Raw genomic sequence first — 17,618 nt, 5'->3', positions numbered from 1 at the left:
CTGACACAATCAGCTACGTCTGACACAATCAGCTACGTCTGACTCATCAGCCATGTCCGAACCCCGGATTGACAACTCAGAAGATCCCTTCGACGAACAACTCACGGAAGTTGTTTCGTATCTGGATGCCGAACTGGACGATACCGCCATGAGTGCCGTCGAGTTGCGGCTGCTGAAGGACGCTTCTCTACGGGAGTATGCCGATTCGCTGGACCGAACCTGGCAGTTGCTGGATTCGCTGGAAGAAGTTTCGGCCAGCGATCACTTCGCGAAAAAGACGATGGTTTCCATTTCGACGGCGGCAACGCGCGAACACATGTCCGCCAGTGAGCCGCGCGTCACGCTGGTGCAATCCATTTCCAGGAACGTCCGCCGGACCGGAATGGTCCCGTGGTTTCTGGCCGGTGTTCTGGGTGCCTGGCTGGGGCTGACGATTGGCCGGAGTTTCCAGGATAGCCAGTCTCCGGAGACCGACAGGGCCATTCTGGAAAACCTTGATCTGCTGAAGAACTATCCGCAGTATCGAGTCCTGCCGGACGTCGAAGCACTGCGACAGCTTCAGCTTCCGGAGAATCCCGCTTCGAGGGAGGAGCCCAGACCATGACAACAACCGGGTTGGCAAACCGCGGCGCAGCCCTGGCTGCTTTGGCGCTGGGAGTTCTTGCGGGAATTCTGCTGGCGGGCTGGTCGGCCGTTGACGATGACGCGTTGCAGGCTGCGCTGAAGGAGTACGAGCACCTGACGCCGGAAGACAGGGACTCGATCCGCTCGCGCCAGACGACGGTTTTTGCCGACATGCCGGCGGAGGATCGTCAGCGATTTTCAAAGCTGCACGACGCAATCTCCCGCGACGCCGAATTGAAGGTACAGCTCGACCGGCTCTACGCCTGGTGGGTTACACTTGACCCGGCATCGCGAGACGAGTTGATGGAGTTGAAACAGACTTCCCCCGACGACTGGGTCACGACGATTCAGTCGCAGTATCACAACGACATGCTGTTACAGGCGACGGATGAAATCGTGGTGGATTTTCGCCAGCGTGACCCGTCCGACCGCGACCGCCAGTCCAGCGACGCGACTTCCGATTCCGACGGTAAGAACAGCCGGGTTATTCGCTTCAGTGTTTCGCAATACGCGGGGTTTCTGGATGCTGTTGCTCCTGCAGATCGGCTTGAACCGCTGCAGCAGCAGAAACTGAGCAAGCTTGACCGCGAAACGGATCGGCTGCTGTTTCGCTCGCTGTGGTTGTCAAGTGCGATGATGGAAGCGATGCCCAGGCGCGGTGGTCCGCCAGGTCCGCCGCCTGACAATGGCGGGACCGAACCGGTGGCCAGGCAGCCTCGCGTCGACGGACAGTTCGTCATGCAGTCGCTGCTGAGTGAGCTGGTGGATTCGGAACATCGGACTCGAATCGAGGCTGTTCGCAGCGACATGCAGCAGAGTTTCCTGCGGTTTGGCAGCAGACCGGGCGGCGGTCGCGGGTCGCGCGGCAACGACGGCCGTTCACGTTCCGAGAACGACAACGTCGAGTGGCAGCGCATCGCCATCGCTGTGTCGACGAACAGAGTTGTCTTCGCGTTTCTTGAAGCCGCCAACAATCACCTCGGTGAAGACTTCAAGTCAGAACACATGCCGGAGGCGACCAGTCTTGCGGCAGTGTTCGACAGCCTGCCAGTGGCCGAGCAGCACGAAATGATGTTCATGGATGCGGACGATGCGCGGCAGCGGCTGCGGCAGCAGGCGATTGTCACGTCCGCGGACAGTGGCGAAGTTGTCAATGAGCTGGCCGCCGAACTGAACGATTTCCAGGACCGCATGAGGGACATTCGTCGAATGTCGCGGCCTTGGGGCGGGCGTCCGTCGCGAAACGACGACCCGGGATTCAGCGGTCGCAGGGGTCGCGGAGCGCCGCGGTGGGATGAAGGTCCGCGTCCAAACGACGGCTCCGGTGGCCCTGCTCCGGGCGGCCCCTTCGCCGGCGAACCGCCCGAACCACCGATCGGCCCGCCGCCTGAATAACGGCGGAATCGGCGCTGCACCGGGCGCTCAGTTTTCATAGTGACCGTTCCGCCGCTGCAGTCGCGGGAACCGGTCGTCGCGATTGTTCGACGCCGCGACGTCATGCCGTTACGCTGCCGACTCAGAAAACTCTGTTCTCCGGCACGACCTCAGACTCAACGGCAAGACGATTATGGAATCTCTTCATCTGGCTTCGGGTGCGGCACTGCCCCAGGTCGGTTTCGGTTTCTGGAAAGTCGAAAACGATCGGGCGGCCGAAACCGCCCGGACGGCGATCGAAGTCGGATACCGGCATCTTGACTGTGCCTGCGACTACGGCAACGAGGTTCAGGTCGGCGACGGAATTGCTCAGGCGATTGACGACGGAATCTGTGACCGCGAAGACCTGTGGGTTACGTCAAAGCTGTGGAACACGTATCACGCCGCGGAACACGTTGGTCCGGCCTGCGAAAAGTCTCTGGATGATCTGGGCCTGGAATACCTGGACCTGTATCTCATCCATTTCCCGCTGGCGTCCCGGTACGTGCCCTTCGATCGTAACTATCCGCCGGGCTGGTTCACCGATCCCCGAGCCGAACATCCGCGAGTCGAAGAGGTTCATGTTCCGATCAGCGAAACCTGGGGCGCGATGGAAGAACTGGTCGACCGAGGCGTTGTGAAGCACATCGGAGTCTGCAACTTCGGCACCAGTCTGCTGCGCGATTTGCTGTCGCATGCCAGGATTCGTCCGACTGTTTTGCAGGTGGAAACTCACCCGTATCTGACTCAGCAAAAACTTCTGCGATACTGCCAGCAGGAAGTCATCGCGTACACGGCATTTTCGCCGCTGGGAGCGCAGAGTTATTTCAGTCTGGGGATGGCCGAAACGTTTGAATCCGTTCTGGCAAACCCGCTGATTTTGGAGATTGCTGAGGAAATCGGCCGGACGCCCGCTCAGGTCGTTCTGCGCTGGGGGGTTCAGCGGGGAACGGCCGTGATTCCGAAGACGTCGCGCCGCGAGCGAATGATCGAAAACATCAGCCTGTTTGATTTCAAACTGACGGAAGAGCAGATGCAGTTGATCAACACGCTGGACCAGCATCGCCGCTTCAATGATCCGGGACACTTCGGGGAAGCGGCGTTTAACACGTTTCTGCCGATCTATGAGTAAAGTTCGAACCCGCGCCCATGTGTCTGACTGTCGCCGAGCTATCCGTCCCCGGACAACGTACCGACGATGACGTGGTGTTTCCGCTGGTGATCGGCTGCAATTCGCCGAACGCGACACTGGACGACGTGACCGCATGGATTGCTGACAACCGCGACGACCTGGACCGCCGGGCGACTCAGCACGGAGCCATCCTGTTTCGCGGTTTTCCGCTGTCCTCCGACAGCGACTTTGACCGCTTTATCGCGGCGTTCGATTTCCCGAACTTCGCCTACGAAGACTCGCTGTCCAATGCCGTGCGGAAAGTTCGCACGCCGCGAGTCTTCACGGCGAATGAAGCTCCGCCGCACGTGGACATTTTTCTGCACCACGAGATGGCGCAGACACCGATCTTTCCCGCCAGGTTGTTTTTCTTTTGCGAAAAGGCGGCCGACAGCGGTGGAGCGACTCCGCTCTGCCGCAGCGACGTGCTGTTCGAACGAATGCAGCGGGAACTGCCGCAGTTCGCCGCTGATTGCGCCGCCAGGGGATTGCTGTACAGTCATGTCATGCCCGCTGAAAACGATGCGGCATCCGGCATGGGACGCAGTTGGCAGAGCACCTGGAAGGCCGACAGCCGCGAAGCCGCGGAAGCTCGCATGAGCAGTCTGGGATATACCTGGCAGTGGCTGGACAACGGCTGCCTGAAAGTCACCACGCCGAAACTGCCGGCGGTAAGACAACTGGCCAACGGCCGGACATCGTTCTTCAATCAGCTCATCGCTGCGTTCCGGGGCTGGAAGGATTCCCGCAACGATCCGTCGAAATCCATTACCTTCGGCGACGGCACACCGCTTGACCCTGCGACGATGGATCAGGTGATTGCCATGGCGGAAGAAATCACATTCGACGTCCCGTGGCAGTCCGGAGACGTCGCGCTGGTTGACAACTTTGTGGCGATGCACGGACGTCGGCATTTCGAAGGTACAAGAAGCGTCCTGGCAAGCCTGGTGGCGTCGTGAGGATACCCGGGCCTCAATCCACGGGCCTCAAATCGCAGGTTCCATAGTCTGCGGACTTACGTCGCGCGGCTCGCCTGTTCCCTGTTACCGGAAAACTGAACACTGAAAACGGTAAGCCCCCTCAACATCGGCCTGCTGGGAGCCGGCTGGTTCGGCCGCGAGGCTCATCTGAAGAACCTGCTGCGGCTGCCGGATGTGAATGTCATTGCCGCCAGTAGCCGCAGCGCCGGAAGCCGCGACGCCGCAAAGGCGATTGTCGGTGATCACCTGCTGACATTCGACGACTGGCGCGATGTTCTGAAGCTCGACGCGCTCGACGCGGTCATTGTCGCACTGACCAACGATCAGCATCACGCCGCTGCGACTGCGGCGTTCGAAGCCGGCAAACATGTTCTGTGTGAAAAACCGCTGGGACTGACAATTGCCGAATGCGACACCATCATTGCCGCGTCAAAGGCCGCCGGTAGAGTGCTGCAGATCGGGCATGAAATGCGGTTTCAGCGTCTGTATCAGCGGATGAAATCGCTGGTCGACAACGGTGATGTCGGCGACCCGCGAATCATGTGGTGCCGCGAATATCGAGGCCCGATGCGCCCCGGCTGGCGTTCGAGTGAACTGCTGACGGGTGGTCTGCTGCTGGAAAAGAACTGTCACCACTTCGATCTGTTCAACTGGATTCTGGGGACGAAGCCTGTTCGAGTCGCTGCGTTCGGCGGTCGCGATGTGCTGACGGATCGCGAGCTGCTGGATAATGCTCAGGTCCTGGTCGAGTACGAAGGCGGCCGGCGAGCGACACTGGAAATCTGTCTGTTCGCGCCGACGGGCGGAGACTGTGAAATCGGTCTGGTGGGCAGCAATGGCCGCATTGATACCAGGAACCAGGCGATTCATCTGAGCTGCCGTCGGTTTGATCCGCCGGAACACTTCGAAGAGCTTGTTGCGGATCCCGATGACGAAGCGGGTTTTCGCGACGCGTCCGGTCGAGTCGACCGGGGCATCAAAGCGCAGCTCGCGCATTTCATCGACTGCTGCCGCTCGGGAGCGACACCGCTGAACAGCGGCGAATCCGCAAGAATGAACGTCGCCGTTTGCCTGGCTGCTCAGGAGTCAATCCGGCGAGGAAAAGTCGTGCCGATCAGTGAAGTTGCGCGCTGACGGGTTGGTTCTCCCGGGGCGTAGAACTGTGGCTTGCGAAATCGTGAGTTTGCTGCGAGCCCGGGACACCGGCGGTGGCCGGACTTTCCGGCGGAACATTGGCTGGTGTTGAATCGCGCAACGGCTCAAAGAAGCGGCCCGCCGGCGACAGCAGGATCGCGGGCAACAGCAGCAAATCGCCGAGCAGCGCCAGTCCCAGCAGACAGACGATGAGAATCGCAAAGCGACTGGTCGGAACAAAGTCGCTGAGCGCGAACACCAGCAGTCCCATGCCGCAGGACACCGACGTCTGAATCATCGCCCGGCCGCAGTGGTCATAGGCGTGGCAGACCGCCTGCAGCCGACTCGTGCCATGAACCGCCAGAGCCCGGCGGAAGAATGTCAGAAAATGTAGTGTGTCATCCACGGCGATTCCCAGCGCGACACTGGCTGTCATGACCGAACCGATGTCCATGGGATGCTGCAGCCAGCCCATCACGCCGAACGCAGTGACAATCGGAAAAAGATTGGACACCATGGCCAGCAGTCCGTTCAGCAGTCCGGCTTCCACAATTGTCATCGTGATCGTAATGACCAGCAGAGCCGAAAGAAGGCTGGCGAACAGGTCGGTCAGCAGTTGTCCCTGAATCTGATGCACCAGTGGCATGATCCCCGACGTTTCAATCGTCAGGGCACAGCGTTCGTCCTGAAGTGATTCCCGCATGGCCACTCTGATCGACTGCGTGATTCGGGACAGGATCTGGCCATAGTCGAGCGGATCAAGAGAACCGACGTGAGCGGTGATTCGCCAGATTTCTTCGCCATTGTCGTGCGTCAGGCAGTGCAGTTGTTCGAACCCGGGCCTGGCGGAGAAAATTGCCCTGTTCAGCAGTCCGGTGCGAAGTGTCGCGGGTATGGATTTCATCGACGGCAGCGGCGGCAGGTACGTAAGCGCCGAAGTGGTTGATCGGATGTGAGGCTGGTGTTCCAGCACGTCATTGACCTGCCAAAGAATATCCATCCGCATACGGTCGTTCAGTTCAGCATTGGGGCCGAAACGGACCAGAACTTCGATAGGGACCAGGGCACCAAGGTGCTCTTCGAGCCACGCGTAGTCCCGCATGATGCGGCTGTCGTGCGGAAACAGCGTTTCGATTCGGATGGATGTCTTCAGGTCCGGCAGCCCCAGCCCTGCCGCCACCATGATGCCGCACAGTGTGATGACGATTGGTGTATTGCGGACCGTCAGAATTCCCGCCAGTTGGCTCCACGGTGACGACGTCTTCGCGCCGGACGGTATTTCGTCCAATGCTCGCGGCCGGTCGGAACGCCGTCTTCCGATCAGCATCATTGCGCATGGAATGAATGTCAGCACGGACGCTGCCGCCAGCAGAATTCCGACCGTTCCGTAGATTCCGAACAGCCGGATCGGACGCAGTTCGCTGATCATCAGCGAAGCGGTTCCCATCGCGGTTGTTCCCAGCGACAGCAGGCTCGGAAGCCAGCCTTTGTGAAAGGCATCGATGGCGGCCTGTCGAGGCTCCAGGTGTTCCAGAGCGTTCAGATAGTAGTTCATCAGATGAATGCCGCCGGACACCGCCAGAACCTGCACCAGCGGCGGCAGAATGATCAGCAGCGCACTCAGCCGTTCTCCGCTGAAGTAAATCACTGCCAGAATCAGACACTGGCACGCCACTGCGGTCAGAAACACGACGCCGGCGGCGATGGGATCCTTCAGCGACAGCCAGCAGATAACCAGAATGATGATCGCCGACGGTCCGGCGTAGCGCGTCAGCGAACGGTGGCTGGCTTCATCGACGGTGAGTCCGTCGATGACCGGGCCGGCCAGGTGAATGTCCTCGTCCGAAGTCTCGCACACCAGCTCAATGGCTCGTCGGATCCGGTGGACGACGACCGCTCGATCGCGCAGGCCTGCCGGAGTAAACGTGCAGATCACGCACGTCGTCTCGCCGTCAGCGCCAATCAGAGTTCCCTGCAGCCGCTTGATCGCTTCCTGAGGCTGAAACCGTCTGCGTTCCGCCAGGCCGCCGGAGCCCGCGGCGCTGTCTTCGTTGTCGAGACTGTCTTCCGAGCGAGATGCCGGCTGCTGAGCGAAGTCGCCGGAAGTCTGCGGGCGAGACATCTGCAGCAGAACTTCGCGTCCGCAGACGACCGACTCGAAGGAACTGACACCGTCGGCATTCAGAAACGCGCGTGAATTCCGCAGCGTGGACATAAGTTTGTCCAGCCGTGAGTCCGTCACAACGCAGCCGGGCCAACTGGCGATCACCGCGTCACCGTGACCAAACAGGCCGACAAACGCGTCGTAGTGCTGCCGTTCGGGAAATTCCGGTCCCACCCAGTCAATCGGCGAATTGTTGCTGGATTCCAGAGCGTGAATCGCTCCCCAGATGACAAACGGAGCGATCAGGATCACGTACAGGGCGACGAGTCGTGCGCGGGCAATCAGTTGCTGCATCGGGACGTTCCGACCGGAGAACGCTGTCGTGACAGCGGGCCAAACGGAATCAGCGGGTAACCAGGCACGCGAGTCATGTAATCAGCGTAATCTGCGCCCAGATAATGGAGAAGCCTGCGGTCCTTCAGCACGCTTCCGACGGCGATGTACACGCTCCAGAGTCCCGTCAGCACGGCATGATCCGTGGTCATCACGGGAGTAAACCAGATCAGTCCCAGAAAGCTGAGGTACACGGGATGCCGCAGCAGTCGATACGCTCCGCGAGCATAAAAATCGCGTCGCGGCATTCGCTGTTGACGATACCAGTACAGCCATTGAGTCCAGCCGGTCTGGTATCCCAGTCCCGTCAGACTGATGCTGTACAGCAAGGCCGCCCACGACAGACCGAATGCCCACACTATCGCCGTCGCGGCGGTGCCTGAGAATTCCCACAACACGTCTCCGGAACCGCGCCAGCAGCGGAAGATCAACAGCAGGCTAAGGCAGGTACCCACACAGAACACAGCCCCGTGGAATTCGGCGGAGACCCAGGCTTTCATCGCTCGCCGCGTCCGCGGATGCAACAGAATGCTGTGCGGCACGACAAACTGCAGCGCCAGAAGAATGTCGGTCAGCAGCCAGCCGGACCGTTCCCCGGCCACGCCGTAGCGCAGAAAAGACCACAGCCCGACGACGGTGACAAGAAACAGGGCCTGTGTGCCGACACCGAACGCCAGGCCTGCAAGACGCCGACCGTCCGTGGCGATGTGACCGAAACCTTTTGTTTCACCCGACTCATGCGAGGCAATGTCGGCGATTGCCGTACTGCTCATTCAGGCTTCTCCGCAATGAAGCATCCATACTTCATCGCGCCGGAGTTGTAAGCATCCAGCAGCGTTTGAAACCGATCGAGAAAGATGATTTGTCCGGGGTCGATCCATGACGCCATGCGACGAATTCCGAAACGATTGATCCGGTCACGGCAGATTTCCCACGTGCGGCGAACTCGCACAGTCCAGTCCGCGACATGCTTCATCTGCAGTCCCGCTGCGGTCATCCAGTTCGAATAGTCCTGCGCGGATCCCAGCGACGGGCAGAAGAATCCTTCGCACACATCGTAAACCTGTTGTTCCTGCGAGCGTGTCAGCGGGTCGTCGGCGGCAAGCCAGGCACAGATCGCCATCCGCCCTCCGGGACGAAGCCACCCGGCCGCGCGGCGGAAGAATTCCGGTTTGCCGAACAGGTGCTCCGTACACTCGATGCTCCACACGATATCGGCTGACTGATCCGCCAGCCGGACATGTTCTGCGTCCTGACACAGGAACTGAGTGCGCTGCCGTGTTCCCGCCAGCCGAGAGGACCATGTCGCCCAGTGTCGCTGGAACGGACTGATCGTGATTCCTGTGACCTGGCAGCGATGTGCCCGCGCCAGATGAATCGACGAACCTCCCATGCCGCAGCCGACATCGATCACTCGGTCTGCTTCCTGAATGCCGACCAGCCGCGCCAGCTCTTCAGTCAACTGTTGAGCCGCCTGCGCCGGAGTCACTCGCGCCGACGTGTCATCCTGTTCCCACAGTCCGTGGTGAATATGACGTCCCCAAAGCAACCGATAGAACAGCGTTGAAATGTCGTAGTGACGCCGAATGACGTCGCCGCGAATATCTGCACAGGAAATCACTGTGACCGACTCCGTTTCTGGCTTTCGTTGGCAGGAAACTGATTGCTGCCGCGAGCTGCTTTGCTCCGGACCGAATTCTTATTGACGCGACGTGCCGCGCGAAGCCGTCGCTGATTCCGAACCGACCCAGAGATCCCCATACACTGTCAGTTTGTCGGCAACACCCACGGCGCCAAACGCCTTGCTGAATGGAGTGATGCCGAACTGAGTCTGCAGCATGTTGAAGCTGCCTCGCACGTGACACATGCCGTCTTTGGTTTCGACATCAACGATGATCATCAGCGGGCGTGACGTTCCGTGCAGCGAGAACTCACCGTTGAGTTCATACATCGGCAGGCCGCGCCGGCTGTTGCGATCCAGCAGCTTTGCCGATTTGATCGTGTAGGTGGCCGTTGGAAACCGGCGGATATTCAGCACATCGGGCCCATGCATGTTTTCGTTGACCTGCTGTCGCGTCGATGTGTCGGTGCTTCCATCGAGTCCGACGAACCCGCGAGCGCGATTGCCGTCGGCGTCGAAGGTACTCATGTCGAACACGAATTCTCCCGCGTCCTGGGTGGCTCCCAGGTGGAGTACTCCGCTGCGAAGCCGTCCTTCCACGCCGTGATCGTGGCCCAGTCCGGTCTTGCCGACTTTCACATAGACACGGCTGTGCTGCGTGCTGACTTCACCGGGTGCCCGCGTCGGTTCGCCGTCCTGAAGGCTGATCTTTGAAGGACTCTGTTCCGACGATGTCTTCACGGCAGTCGCGGAAGCCCGCCGTGTTCCGCTGTCGGTGATTGAGATGCCCGACGAAGCACCATTCGTTGCTGCGGGACGCGAGCTGTCGGCGCTTCGGCTGTCCGGCGATTCCACGACCAGCGTCAACAGCGTGACGGTGGTGCAAAGGACTGTTCCGGGTATTGAAAGTGAGCACATGGAATTCCCTTTCGAGCGGAAATAGCGTGCCGGCGCGTACGGTTGATATCGCTGATTCTCGCGTGAACAGGCATGTCAGAATCGCGCCGACCGCGCGAAGATTAGCCAGCGGTTTCATCCGTGGACAGATGAAACTTTCGTTGTATCAAGATGAGTGAATTCTCATCAAGTTTGGTCTGTTCCGGCACACAATGTGCCTTTGTGCGATGAAGTCGACGGCAAAAAAACGTCATTTGGCGCGCGTCGCATGCATGCACGCTGTTCGCGGTCGTTCGGTCAAGTGTGCGTCGTCGAATCCAGGCGGCATTCCCGTGTGATCGAACTGTTGACCGTTTGTGAAAAACGTGAGCGCCGGACGACCAATTGCCGCAGCGACTGGCAGAAAATGTGTCACCATTGGCCGCCGACGGAAACGACCGGCACAACTGACGACCTGGAGAAACGAATGACGCCGGACCTGTCGATTCGGATTCGACAAAATGAACTGATGGATGACCCTTCCATCGATCCTGGATCACACCAGCAGGCATTACGCGGACTGCGGCGAATCAACTGGTTCAGCCGAATTGAGTCTGTGCTGTGGGCGGCCATGCTGCCGGCGACGACCGCCGCAGTCTGCGAGCATCGGCAGCTTACTGTGCTCGACATCGCTTCCGGAGGCGGCGACCTTGTCGTGCGTCTTGGCCGGCGATTTTGTCTGCACGGAATTGATGTCCGGATCGATGGCTGTGACATCAGCAGCACCGCAGTGGCCGTTGCCAGCCGAAGCGCGTCGGACGCCGGACTCCGGAATGTGCGGTTCCATCAGTGCAATGTGTTCGAAGGCGATCTGCCCGGCGACCAGCATGACGTCGTGATGTGCAGTCTCTTTCTGCATCACCTCGATCAGCAGCAGGCCGTGCATTTGATGCAGATCATGAAATACAGCGCCACGGCTCTGGTGCTGGTTGACGACCTTTGCCGATCGCGCATCGGGTACTGGCTTGCGTGGGCGGGTTGCCGGCTGTTGTCACGATCTCCGGTCGTTCATGCAGATGGTCCCATGTCCGTGGAAGGCGCGTTTACGTGTGACGAAGCGACTCGAATTGCCGAACAGGCGGGCATGGACGGCACCACGATTCAGCGCCACTGGCCTCAGCGGTTCCTGCTGAAGTGGAAAGCCGCTGCCGGAAGAACACATGTCTGAACCAACCGCCACAAAGACAGCGCCGCTGCCGGCGTCCGGCGAGACGTTTGATGTCGTGGTGATCGGCGCGGGCGTTGCCGGAGCCGTGGCGTCACTGCTGGCAGCGCGACGCGGCTGGTCGGTTCTGCTGGTGGAAAAGCAGCGACTGCCGCGCCACAAAGTCTGCGGAGGATGCCTGAGTTTTCGCGCAGTGCAGTTGCTGGAGCGACTGGGGCTGGCAGACGGTCTGAAGCAGCTGAACGGCGAGTCCACCGACCATTTGATGATTCGCAGTGGCCGGCGTCACCTGCGTGTCGACATGCCGCCCGGAATTTCCGTTTCACGATCGCTGCTCGATGGCTGGCTGACTCAGGAAGCGGTGCAGGCGGGGGTTCGACTCTGCGACGGAGTCACCGCCACGGTCGGCGCCGACGTCGGCGCGGATGCCAGCGCCGTTGAGTCGAACGATCACGAAGCTGACGGGAGATTCATGCGATCTGAACGTTCGGGAATCGATCGCAGCGTGTTCCGTGTTGTCGAACTACAGAAGAATGCTGCAGTGAGTTTCGCCGGCGAAATGCCGCGGCAGTTGCTTCCTTCTGTTTCGTCGCAGATTCTTGCCAGGGTTGTGTTGGTGTGCGACGGACTTGGCCATCCCAGTGTCCGTCACCTTCCGCAGTTTTCCGCAATGCCGCGGCAGGGATCCCGCATCGGACTCGGGGCGCGCTTTGATCGCACGCCGGCTGACGACTGGTTGCCGCCGGGTGAAATTCTGATGGCGGTTGGGCGCGGAGGCTACGTCGGTCTCGTTCAAACAGAACAGGGGCAGTTGAATCTTGCGGCCGCCGTGGAACCGAAACTGCTGCGCGACGGGCGCTCTTCGCGCGACTGCCTGGCAGAGTTGCTGCGATCGGCAGGAGTTCCGGTTCCGGCACTGCTGTCACAGGCACATATTCGCGGCACGATTCCGCTGACACGATCCGCTCGCCGCTGTGCCGACTTCCGGATTCTGTTGCTGGGAGACGCCACGGGATACGTCGAACCATTTACCGGTGAAGGTATGGCCTGGGCGATTCAGTCGGCCGTGGATGTTGTCTCGCTGCTGTCCGACAGGGCACATCGAAGCGACTGGTCGCCGTCCCTGGAGCAGCGCTGGTCAGCGATATGTCGACGCGCAGCGCGGCGCGATCAAACCTGGTGCCGCATGCTGTCGATGATTCTGCATCGCGGCTGGCTGCTGCCCACCGTCATGACGACATGTCGTGCTCTGCCGTCGATTCCTCAGCACATTGTGCGGCGAATCAACCTGCCGTCTTCCGTTTCGGATACCTGGGAATGACATCACTGCAAATTCTGGGACTCGGCACGGCCCTGCCGCCGCATCGGATCTCGCAGTCGGCTGCAGCGATGTTTGCTGCGACTTGTGTGCATCCGGATGCCACGGACAGCGGCAATCCCGCAGCAGTTGTCGAAGCGCTGTATCGGCGTGCCGGAATTCGCTACCGGCACAGTGTCCTGCTGGAATCCTCTGACGACGGCGAAGCCACAGCGGAACGCTTCTATCGGAGCGCTGCCGATCCGGATGATCGCGGCCCCGGTACGGCGGAGCGCATGCGGCGTTACGAATCCGAAGCGCCAGATCTGGCTGTCCGAGCGGCGTCCGCGGCACTGCAGCAATCGCGGATTGATCCGGCGGCGTTAACTCACCTGATCACCGCATCGTGCAGCGGTTTCAGCGCGCCGGGTGTGGATCTGCATCTGATCAACGCGCTGGGACTGCCGCCAGCGACGGCCCGGACGCACGTCGGATTCATGGGCTGCCACGCATCACTGAACGCTCTGCGCATCGCAGCCGCATTCGCCGGTGACCGGAACGCGACGATTCTGGTGTGTGCTGTGGAACTCTGTTCTTTGCACCATCAGTATGGCTGGAATCCGCAGAAGCTGGTGGCGAATTCCTTGTTCGCCGATGGAGCCGCAGCCGTTGTCTGCCGCGGCTGCGAACAGTCCGCCGATGCCGAAGTGACGAAGCGTGTTCCGGGCCGGCTGACGGCCAGCGGCTCGTTTCTGATCCCTGAGACAACCGACATGATGACATGGAGAATCGGCGATGCCGGATTCGAAATGACTCTGTCACCGGAAGTGCCCGCAGTCATCATGCGGACACTTCCAATCGTCATGCGAGATTTTCTGCAGCCTGCCGGCCTGGTTGTCGACGACATCGCCAGTTGGGCCGTGCATCCGGGCGGGCCGCGAATCCTGGCGGCTGTGGCGGAGGCTCTGCGTCTGACGGACGAACACCTGGCACCGTCCGTGGAAATCCTCCAGCGGTGCGGCAACATGTCGTCGCCGACGATTCTGTTCATTGTGGAACTGTTGCGGCAACAACAGGCAGAACTGCCGTGCGTGCTGCTGGGGTTCGGCCCGGGGCTCAACGTCGAACTGGCTCTGCTGACGTAGCAGGCGAGGACGATCACCGCCGGTGCTGACACGTCCGGTTCGGTTGCGCGGTCTCTGCGACATCGTAACAGCGATCAAAGGCCGTGCGCGCGGTGTTCGGCGATGTTCGCACTGATGGCGGGCAGAGTTTCATCCAGCCCGCTGATCAACCTGGCGAAGGCGCTGCGGCTGTCTTTTGCAAACACTGTTGAACGCCGGCTGTTCTTCTGGAAAGCATCCGCGGCGGTCTGCAGTACGCGCCATTCGGCCAAAGGCAGGTGCGCCGTGCGCACGATGTCCAGTGCCGGTGCGATGTGTGCCTGAGCTGCCCTGGTGTCGCCGTCGCAAAGAGAAGCCTCGCACAGCAGTTGATGCGACAGCGCTTCGTGAGTCAGTCCGCGCGGGAACGCCGCGGCCTGCTGAAGGTTCGCCGCGAGTTCGCGCGCGGCGTCCAGGTTGCCGAGTTTCAGGTGGCACTGAGCGGTCGCGTAGTGCAGCGGCATTTTCCAGATCCAGTCCATCAGCAGCCGTTCATTTTCCAGCCGTGCGGCAATGTCTTCGAACAGCTTCAGAGCCTCGTCGGCCCGCTGCTGGCCCAGGTACGCGACGCCCAGAAGTATCGGGCTGACGAGCTGGCCGTAACCGAGATCCAGTTGGCGCGCTTCGCGAAACGAGCGTTCGGCAAGTTGAGCGGCGTGACTGAAGTTGCCCGCCTCGTTGCACAACTGAGCCATCTGCATCCGCAGCAACAGGGCGTACCGGTCATGGCCGTTGGTTTCCGCGATCTGCAGACCATCCCACAACAGGCGAGACATCTCCGACCAGCGTCCGTCATAGAGGCACGACCAAGCCCGGAAGATCGTTGAAACCAGGAATTCCGAGGCATCACCGATTTCTGTTGCAAGCTGCATCGCTTCCTCGGCGGAGCTGCAGGCGCTGTCGAAATCGGAAAGCACCAGATGAAAACAGGTGGCTCGACCCAGATGCAGGCACAGCAGTTCGTGGTTGCCGTGTTCGCGAGCTGACAGGACGGCGGCCGCCGATGCGGCGGCGTCTTCCGGAGTCCAGCCTTCCCACAGCAGATTCCAATACGCCGACCAGCCCCGCAGGTGTTTGCGGTGCAGTTCGTCGTCGAGTCCTTCGGCAAGTCGATTTGCCCGCGCCGCCGCGTCCAGACATTTCTGGCGGTCAACCCACGAGAACACGCTTGCCAGATAGAATTGAGCGTTGGCCTGGTCCGTGACCTTTCCCTGCCGCCGGGCTTCTCGGGCCATGGCTTCAAAGTCCGTCGCTGCGGCGGCGATGTTGTTGCCGGACCGATGGATCAGCCCGCGCTGTTCGAACAGCGGCAACCGCAGATTGCTGAGTGCATTGTCCCGCCCGGTCAGGTCGATGGCCCGGCTGAGATATTCGGCGGCTTCGCGGTTCGCAAAGCGCCGCGCAGCTCGATCGGCCGCGATCCGAAGGTATTGGACGGCTCGATCCGGCACATGGCCTCGTTCGAAGTGAGTCGCCAGTTCAGCAGTCCGTTCGGGCGGAGGTTCGGTGTGCTGCCGTTCCAGGTTTTCCGCAAGCCGACGATGCAGCCGCGCGCGGCGACTCGCCGGTAAGCGGTGATACAGCGATTCCTGGTACATCACGTGTCGAAACCGATACTTCGCGGACGGCGATCCCGCCTGCGCTTCGTCGTCGACGGGTTGCAGCAACTGCTGCCGTTCCACCAGAGAATCAAGCTGGTCTTCGGTGGCTGCGATGTCGGTTTCCAGCACCTGGGCAATTGTCGCCGCGGAAAATTCCACGCCCGCCACACTGCCGGCTTCCAGAAGTCTTCGCTGTGCGTCATCGATGAGATCGATCTGTGTGTCGATCATTGCCCGGATCGTGTCCGGCAGCGGCGCGCCGGTCAATTCGGCTTTCTCAGGAACCAGCGCGTCGCGCGCGGCGAGAAACCCGGCCAGTTCAACAACAAACAGCGGATGGCCGTCGGTTCGCTGATGGATGCGGGCCGCGATTTCCCTGGTCGCGTCAAGTTCCGGAAACCGTCGCGTCAGATATTCCGACACGGCTTCGACGGAAATCGACGTCAGCGGGATTTCGGAACACATCTGCTTTGTCAGCAGTTCCTGTTTCACCGGCTTCAGCGCGTGGTTTCGCAGAATGATTTCGATGGGACGATAGGTTCCCACCAACAGCAGCTTCGCGGGTTGCCGCCGCCGCGCCAGGCAGGACACCAGGTCCAGCGTCGAGTAATCGCTCCAGTGCAGATCTTCGAGGACCAGAATCAGCGGCGTTTCGGCTGTGAGTGCTTCCAGAGTCTCCGCCATTTCCCGCAGCATTCGTGTCGCGCTGGAACCAAGTGCTTCCTTTGTCGGGTGGCTGGTCGGCTGCCGATCCCGGAGCGACGGCATCTGTTCCAGCCACGTGGGAGCGTGCCGCACGATCGCATCGATCACCTGTGCACCGTCACTGTGCCGTGTGAGTTGCATGAGCGCTTCGAGCACCGGCAGATAGGGCTCGCATTCGCCGAACTGTTCAAAGCACTGGCCTTCCGCGATCCGGACGGACTTTCCGGCGTGCTGATCGACGAATTCGGCGATCAGCGACGTCTTGCCGGCTCCCGCTTCTCCGGCAATGAACACCGTTTGCCGACGACCGGTGACGGCAGTCCGGAACGCCTGCTCAAGTTCCGCGAACTCTTCGTCGCGGCCAACGATTGTGGAACGACGCGAGTTCGCCGCCACGACATCGTGCGACGGAAGCGGTTCGGCCGTGACGTACTCGGAAGCTGCTGGCAACAGGCGCCGTGTAGTATCGGATTGTCGAGTGTCGGTTTCTGCCGTCGGCGCTTCGGCTGCGGCGGAACGGGAATCCGGCCGATCGTTGGAAGCGACGGCCCCCGACTCACTGACTTCTGCGATGAACCGGTAACCTCGCCGGTGAGCGGTCTCAATGAACCGCGGCGACCGGGCCTGGTCACCCAGTGCCTTTCGAATTTCGCGGATGCACACAACCAGCGACGCATCGGACACCAGCACATCGTCCCACAAAGAATTCAGCAACTCCTCCTTTGAAACGAGTCGTCCGGCGTTCTTCACCAGATGAGCCAGTACGTCGAAGGCCTTGGGAGTCAGTGCGACTCGCTTGCCTGCGCGCAGCAACTGCGCGTCGTCAATGTCCAGGCGGAAGTCGTGAAATTCAATCCGGCGGCGGGACATCGGCTGAGCCGGCGACGGAGTCTCTGGCGGAGTTTGGCGGATTTCTGTCACTGTCGCTGTTTGCTGTGAAAAAAAGCTTCACCTGCGTGTATTCCACACGGTCGGCACCCGGTCGCTCAACCCGGCACCGGAAAAACGCTTCGTCAAAACGCTTCTTAGAAAACGCTTAGAAGTTGCCTGGGACTCGCTCAGAACGCCTCCGTAACGTTCCTGCCATGAGTCGCGAGCAATACCAAAAAGCCTTCGTTATTCAGTTCGGTCCTGAGACCGATCCGGTCGCCGACCGGTTTGCCGGACGCGTTGAACACATCGCATCCGGGCGGAACAAGGCGTTCGGCAATCTGGACGAACTGCATGAGTTTCTGGCCTTTCTGCTGGCAGAAACGATCACCTCCGGCGGTGAGTCACAGTCGGATGAGAAGGCTGACGGTTGAGTTCGCC

Annotated in this window: 14 protein-coding genes; 9 read left to right on the top strand and 5 right to left on the bottom strand. The window is 60.6% G+C overall.

Features of this window, described 5'->3' with window-relative positions; all coding sequences use genetic code 11:
- The first annotated feature begins 52 nt into the window (after positions 1-52).
- The 5 genes from R3C19_02710 to R3C19_02690 all read left to right on the top strand — a co-directional run bounded on the left by R3C19_02710 (position 53) and on the right by R3C19_02690 (position 5,322).
- A complete protein-coding gene (locus R3C19_02710) occupies positions 53-604 on the top strand; it encodes a hypothetical protein (GenBank protein ID MEZ6059252.1) in 552 nt (183 codons plus the stop codon).
- The gene (locus tag R3C19_02705) at positions 601-2,019 is read left to right on the top strand and encodes a hypothetical protein (protein ID MEZ6059251.1); all 1,419 of its coding nucleotides are present in this window, start codon (positions 601-603) and stop codon (positions 2,017-2,019) included. The genes R3C19_02710 and R3C19_02705 overlap by 4 nt, the downstream gene beginning before the upstream one ends.
- A 172-nt stretch (positions 2,020-2,191) precedes the next feature.
- A complete protein-coding gene (locus tag R3C19_02700) occupies positions 2,192-3,169 on the top strand; it encodes an aldo/keto reductase (GenBank protein MEZ6059250.1) in 978 nt (325 codons plus the stop codon).
- A 17-nt stretch (positions 3,170-3,186) separates the two neighbouring features.
- On the top strand, positions 3,187-4,167 hold the full coding sequence (locus tag R3C19_02695; protein ID MEZ6059249.1) for a TauD/TfdA family dioxygenase: 981 nt from the start codon (positions 3,187-3,189) through the stop codon (positions 4,165-4,167).
- Positions 4,168-4,269: 102 nt separating this feature from the next.
- Positions 4,270-5,322, top strand: a complete 1,053-nt coding sequence (locus R3C19_02690) for a Gfo/Idh/MocA family oxidoreductase (protein ID MEZ6059248.1) — start codon at positions 4,270-4,272, stop codon at positions 5,320-5,322.
- Here the strand turns inward: R3C19_02690 and R3C19_02685 are convergent.
- From R3C19_02685 to R3C19_02670, 4 genes are all read right to left on the bottom strand, one after another.
- Positions 5,303-7,780 (bottom strand): MMPL family transporter, encoded by a 2,478-nt coding sequence (locus R3C19_02685; GenBank protein ID MEZ6059247.1) that lies wholly within the window; start codon positions 7,778-7,780, stop codon positions 5,303-5,305. The genes R3C19_02690 and R3C19_02685 overlap by 20 nt on opposite strands.
- Positions 7,768-8,592: a hypothetical protein gene (locus R3C19_02680; protein MEZ6059246.1), complete on the bottom strand. Its 825-nt coding sequence runs from the start codon at positions 8,590-8,592 to the stop codon at positions 7,768-7,770. Before R3C19_02680 ends, R3C19_02685 begins: the two co-directional genes overlap by 13 nt.
- Entirely contained in the window at positions 8,589-9,440 is an 852-nt protein-coding gene (locus tag R3C19_02675) for a class I SAM-dependent methyltransferase (protein MEZ6059245.1), read from the bottom strand. The genes R3C19_02680 and R3C19_02675 overlap by 4 nt, the downstream gene beginning before the upstream one ends.
- 78 nt (positions 9,441-9,518) lie before the next feature.
- Entirely contained in the window at positions 9,519-10,358 is an 840-nt protein-coding gene (locus R3C19_02670) for a YceI family protein (GenBank protein ID MEZ6059244.1), read from the bottom strand.
- 445 nt (positions 10,359-10,803) lie between these two features.
- On the opposite strand from R3C19_02670, the gene R3C19_02665 reads away from it, so the two are divergent.
- From R3C19_02665 to R3C19_02655, 3 genes are read left to right on the top strand one after another with little or no spacing between them, the layout of a single operon-like run.
- On the top strand, positions 10,804-11,544 hold the full coding sequence (locus R3C19_02665; GenBank protein ID MEZ6059243.1) for a methyltransferase domain-containing protein: 741 nt from the start codon (positions 10,804-10,806) through the stop codon (positions 11,542-11,544).
- On the top strand, positions 11,537-12,862 hold the full coding sequence (locus R3C19_02660; GenBank protein MEZ6059242.1) for an NAD(P)/FAD-dependent oxidoreductase: 1,326 nt from the start codon (positions 11,537-11,539) through the stop codon (positions 12,860-12,862). Before R3C19_02665 ends, R3C19_02660 begins: the two co-directional genes overlap by 8 nt.
- Positions 12,859-13,983 carry a type III polyketide synthase gene (locus tag R3C19_02655; protein MEZ6059241.1) on the top strand — a complete coding sequence of 375 codons (1,125 nt, stop codon included), beginning with the start codon at positions 12,859-12,861 and terminating at the stop codon, positions 13,981-13,983. Before R3C19_02660 ends, R3C19_02655 begins: the two co-directional genes overlap by 4 nt.
- A 74-nt stretch (positions 13,984-14,057) precedes the next feature.
- On the opposite strand, the gene R3C19_02650 is transcribed toward R3C19_02655, so the two are convergent.
- On the bottom strand, positions 14,058-17,228 hold the full coding sequence (locus R3C19_02650) for an AAA family ATPase (GenBank protein ID MEZ6059240.1): 3,171 nt from the start codon (positions 17,226-17,228) through the stop codon (positions 14,058-14,060).
- A 164-nt stretch (positions 17,229-17,392) separates the two neighbouring features.
- Here R3C19_02650 and R3C19_02645 point away from each other — a divergent pair, with 164 nt between their 5' ends.
- Entirely contained in the window at positions 17,393-17,611 is a 219-nt protein-coding gene (locus R3C19_02645) for a hypothetical protein (GenBank protein MEZ6059239.1), read from the top strand.
- Positions 17,612-17,618 lie beyond the last annotated feature (7 nt).

It is taken from the genome of Planctomycetaceae bacterium (assembly GCA_041398785.1).
Lineage (GTDB): Bacteria > Planctomycetota > Planctomycetia > Planctomycetales > Planctomycetaceae > JAWKUA01.
This window is presented reverse-complemented; position numbering and strand designations above follow the sequence as displayed.

Bases quoted from the DNA above. Each gene is read 5' to 3' on its own strand.
- R3C19_02695 (MEZ6059249.1), top strand. From the start codon at position 3,187: ATGTGTCTGACTGTCGCCGAGCTATCCGTCCCCGGACAACGTACCGAC.
- R3C19_02655 (MEZ6059241.1), top strand. From the start codon at position 12,859: ATGACATCACTGCAAATTCTGGGACTCGGCACGGCCCTGCCGCCGCAT.
- R3C19_02645 (MEZ6059239.1), top strand. From the start codon at position 17,393: ATGAGTCGCGAGCAATACCAAAAAGCCTTCGTTATTCAGTTCGGTCCT.
- R3C19_02705 (MEZ6059251.1), top strand. From the start codon at position 601: ATGACAACAACCGGGTTGGCAAACCGCGGCGCAGCCCTGGCTGCTTTG.
- R3C19_02700 (MEZ6059250.1), top strand. From the start codon at position 2,192: ATGGAATCTCTTCATCTGGCTTCGGGTGCGGCACTGCCCCAGGTCGGT.
- R3C19_02660 (MEZ6059242.1), top strand. From the start codon at position 11,537: ATGTCTGAACCAACCGCCACAAAGACAGCGCCGCTGCCGGCGTCCGGC.
- R3C19_02685 (MEZ6059247.1), bottom strand. From the start codon at position 7,780: ATGCAGCAACTGATTGCCCGCGCACGACTCGTCGCCCTGTACGTGATC.
- R3C19_02680 (MEZ6059246.1), bottom strand. From the start codon at position 8,592: ATGAGCAGTACGGCAATCGCCGACATTGCCTCGCATGAGTCGGGTGAA.
- R3C19_02670 (MEZ6059244.1), bottom strand. From the start codon at position 10,358: ATGTGCTCACTTTCAATACCCGGAACAGTCCTTTGCACCACCGTCACG.
- R3C19_02710 (MEZ6059252.1), top strand. From the start codon at position 53: ATGTCCGAACCCCGGATTGACAACTCAGAAGATCCCTTCGACGAACAA.
- R3C19_02665 (MEZ6059243.1), top strand. From the start codon at position 10,804: ATGACGCCGGACCTGTCGATTCGGATTCGACAAAATGAACTGATGGAT.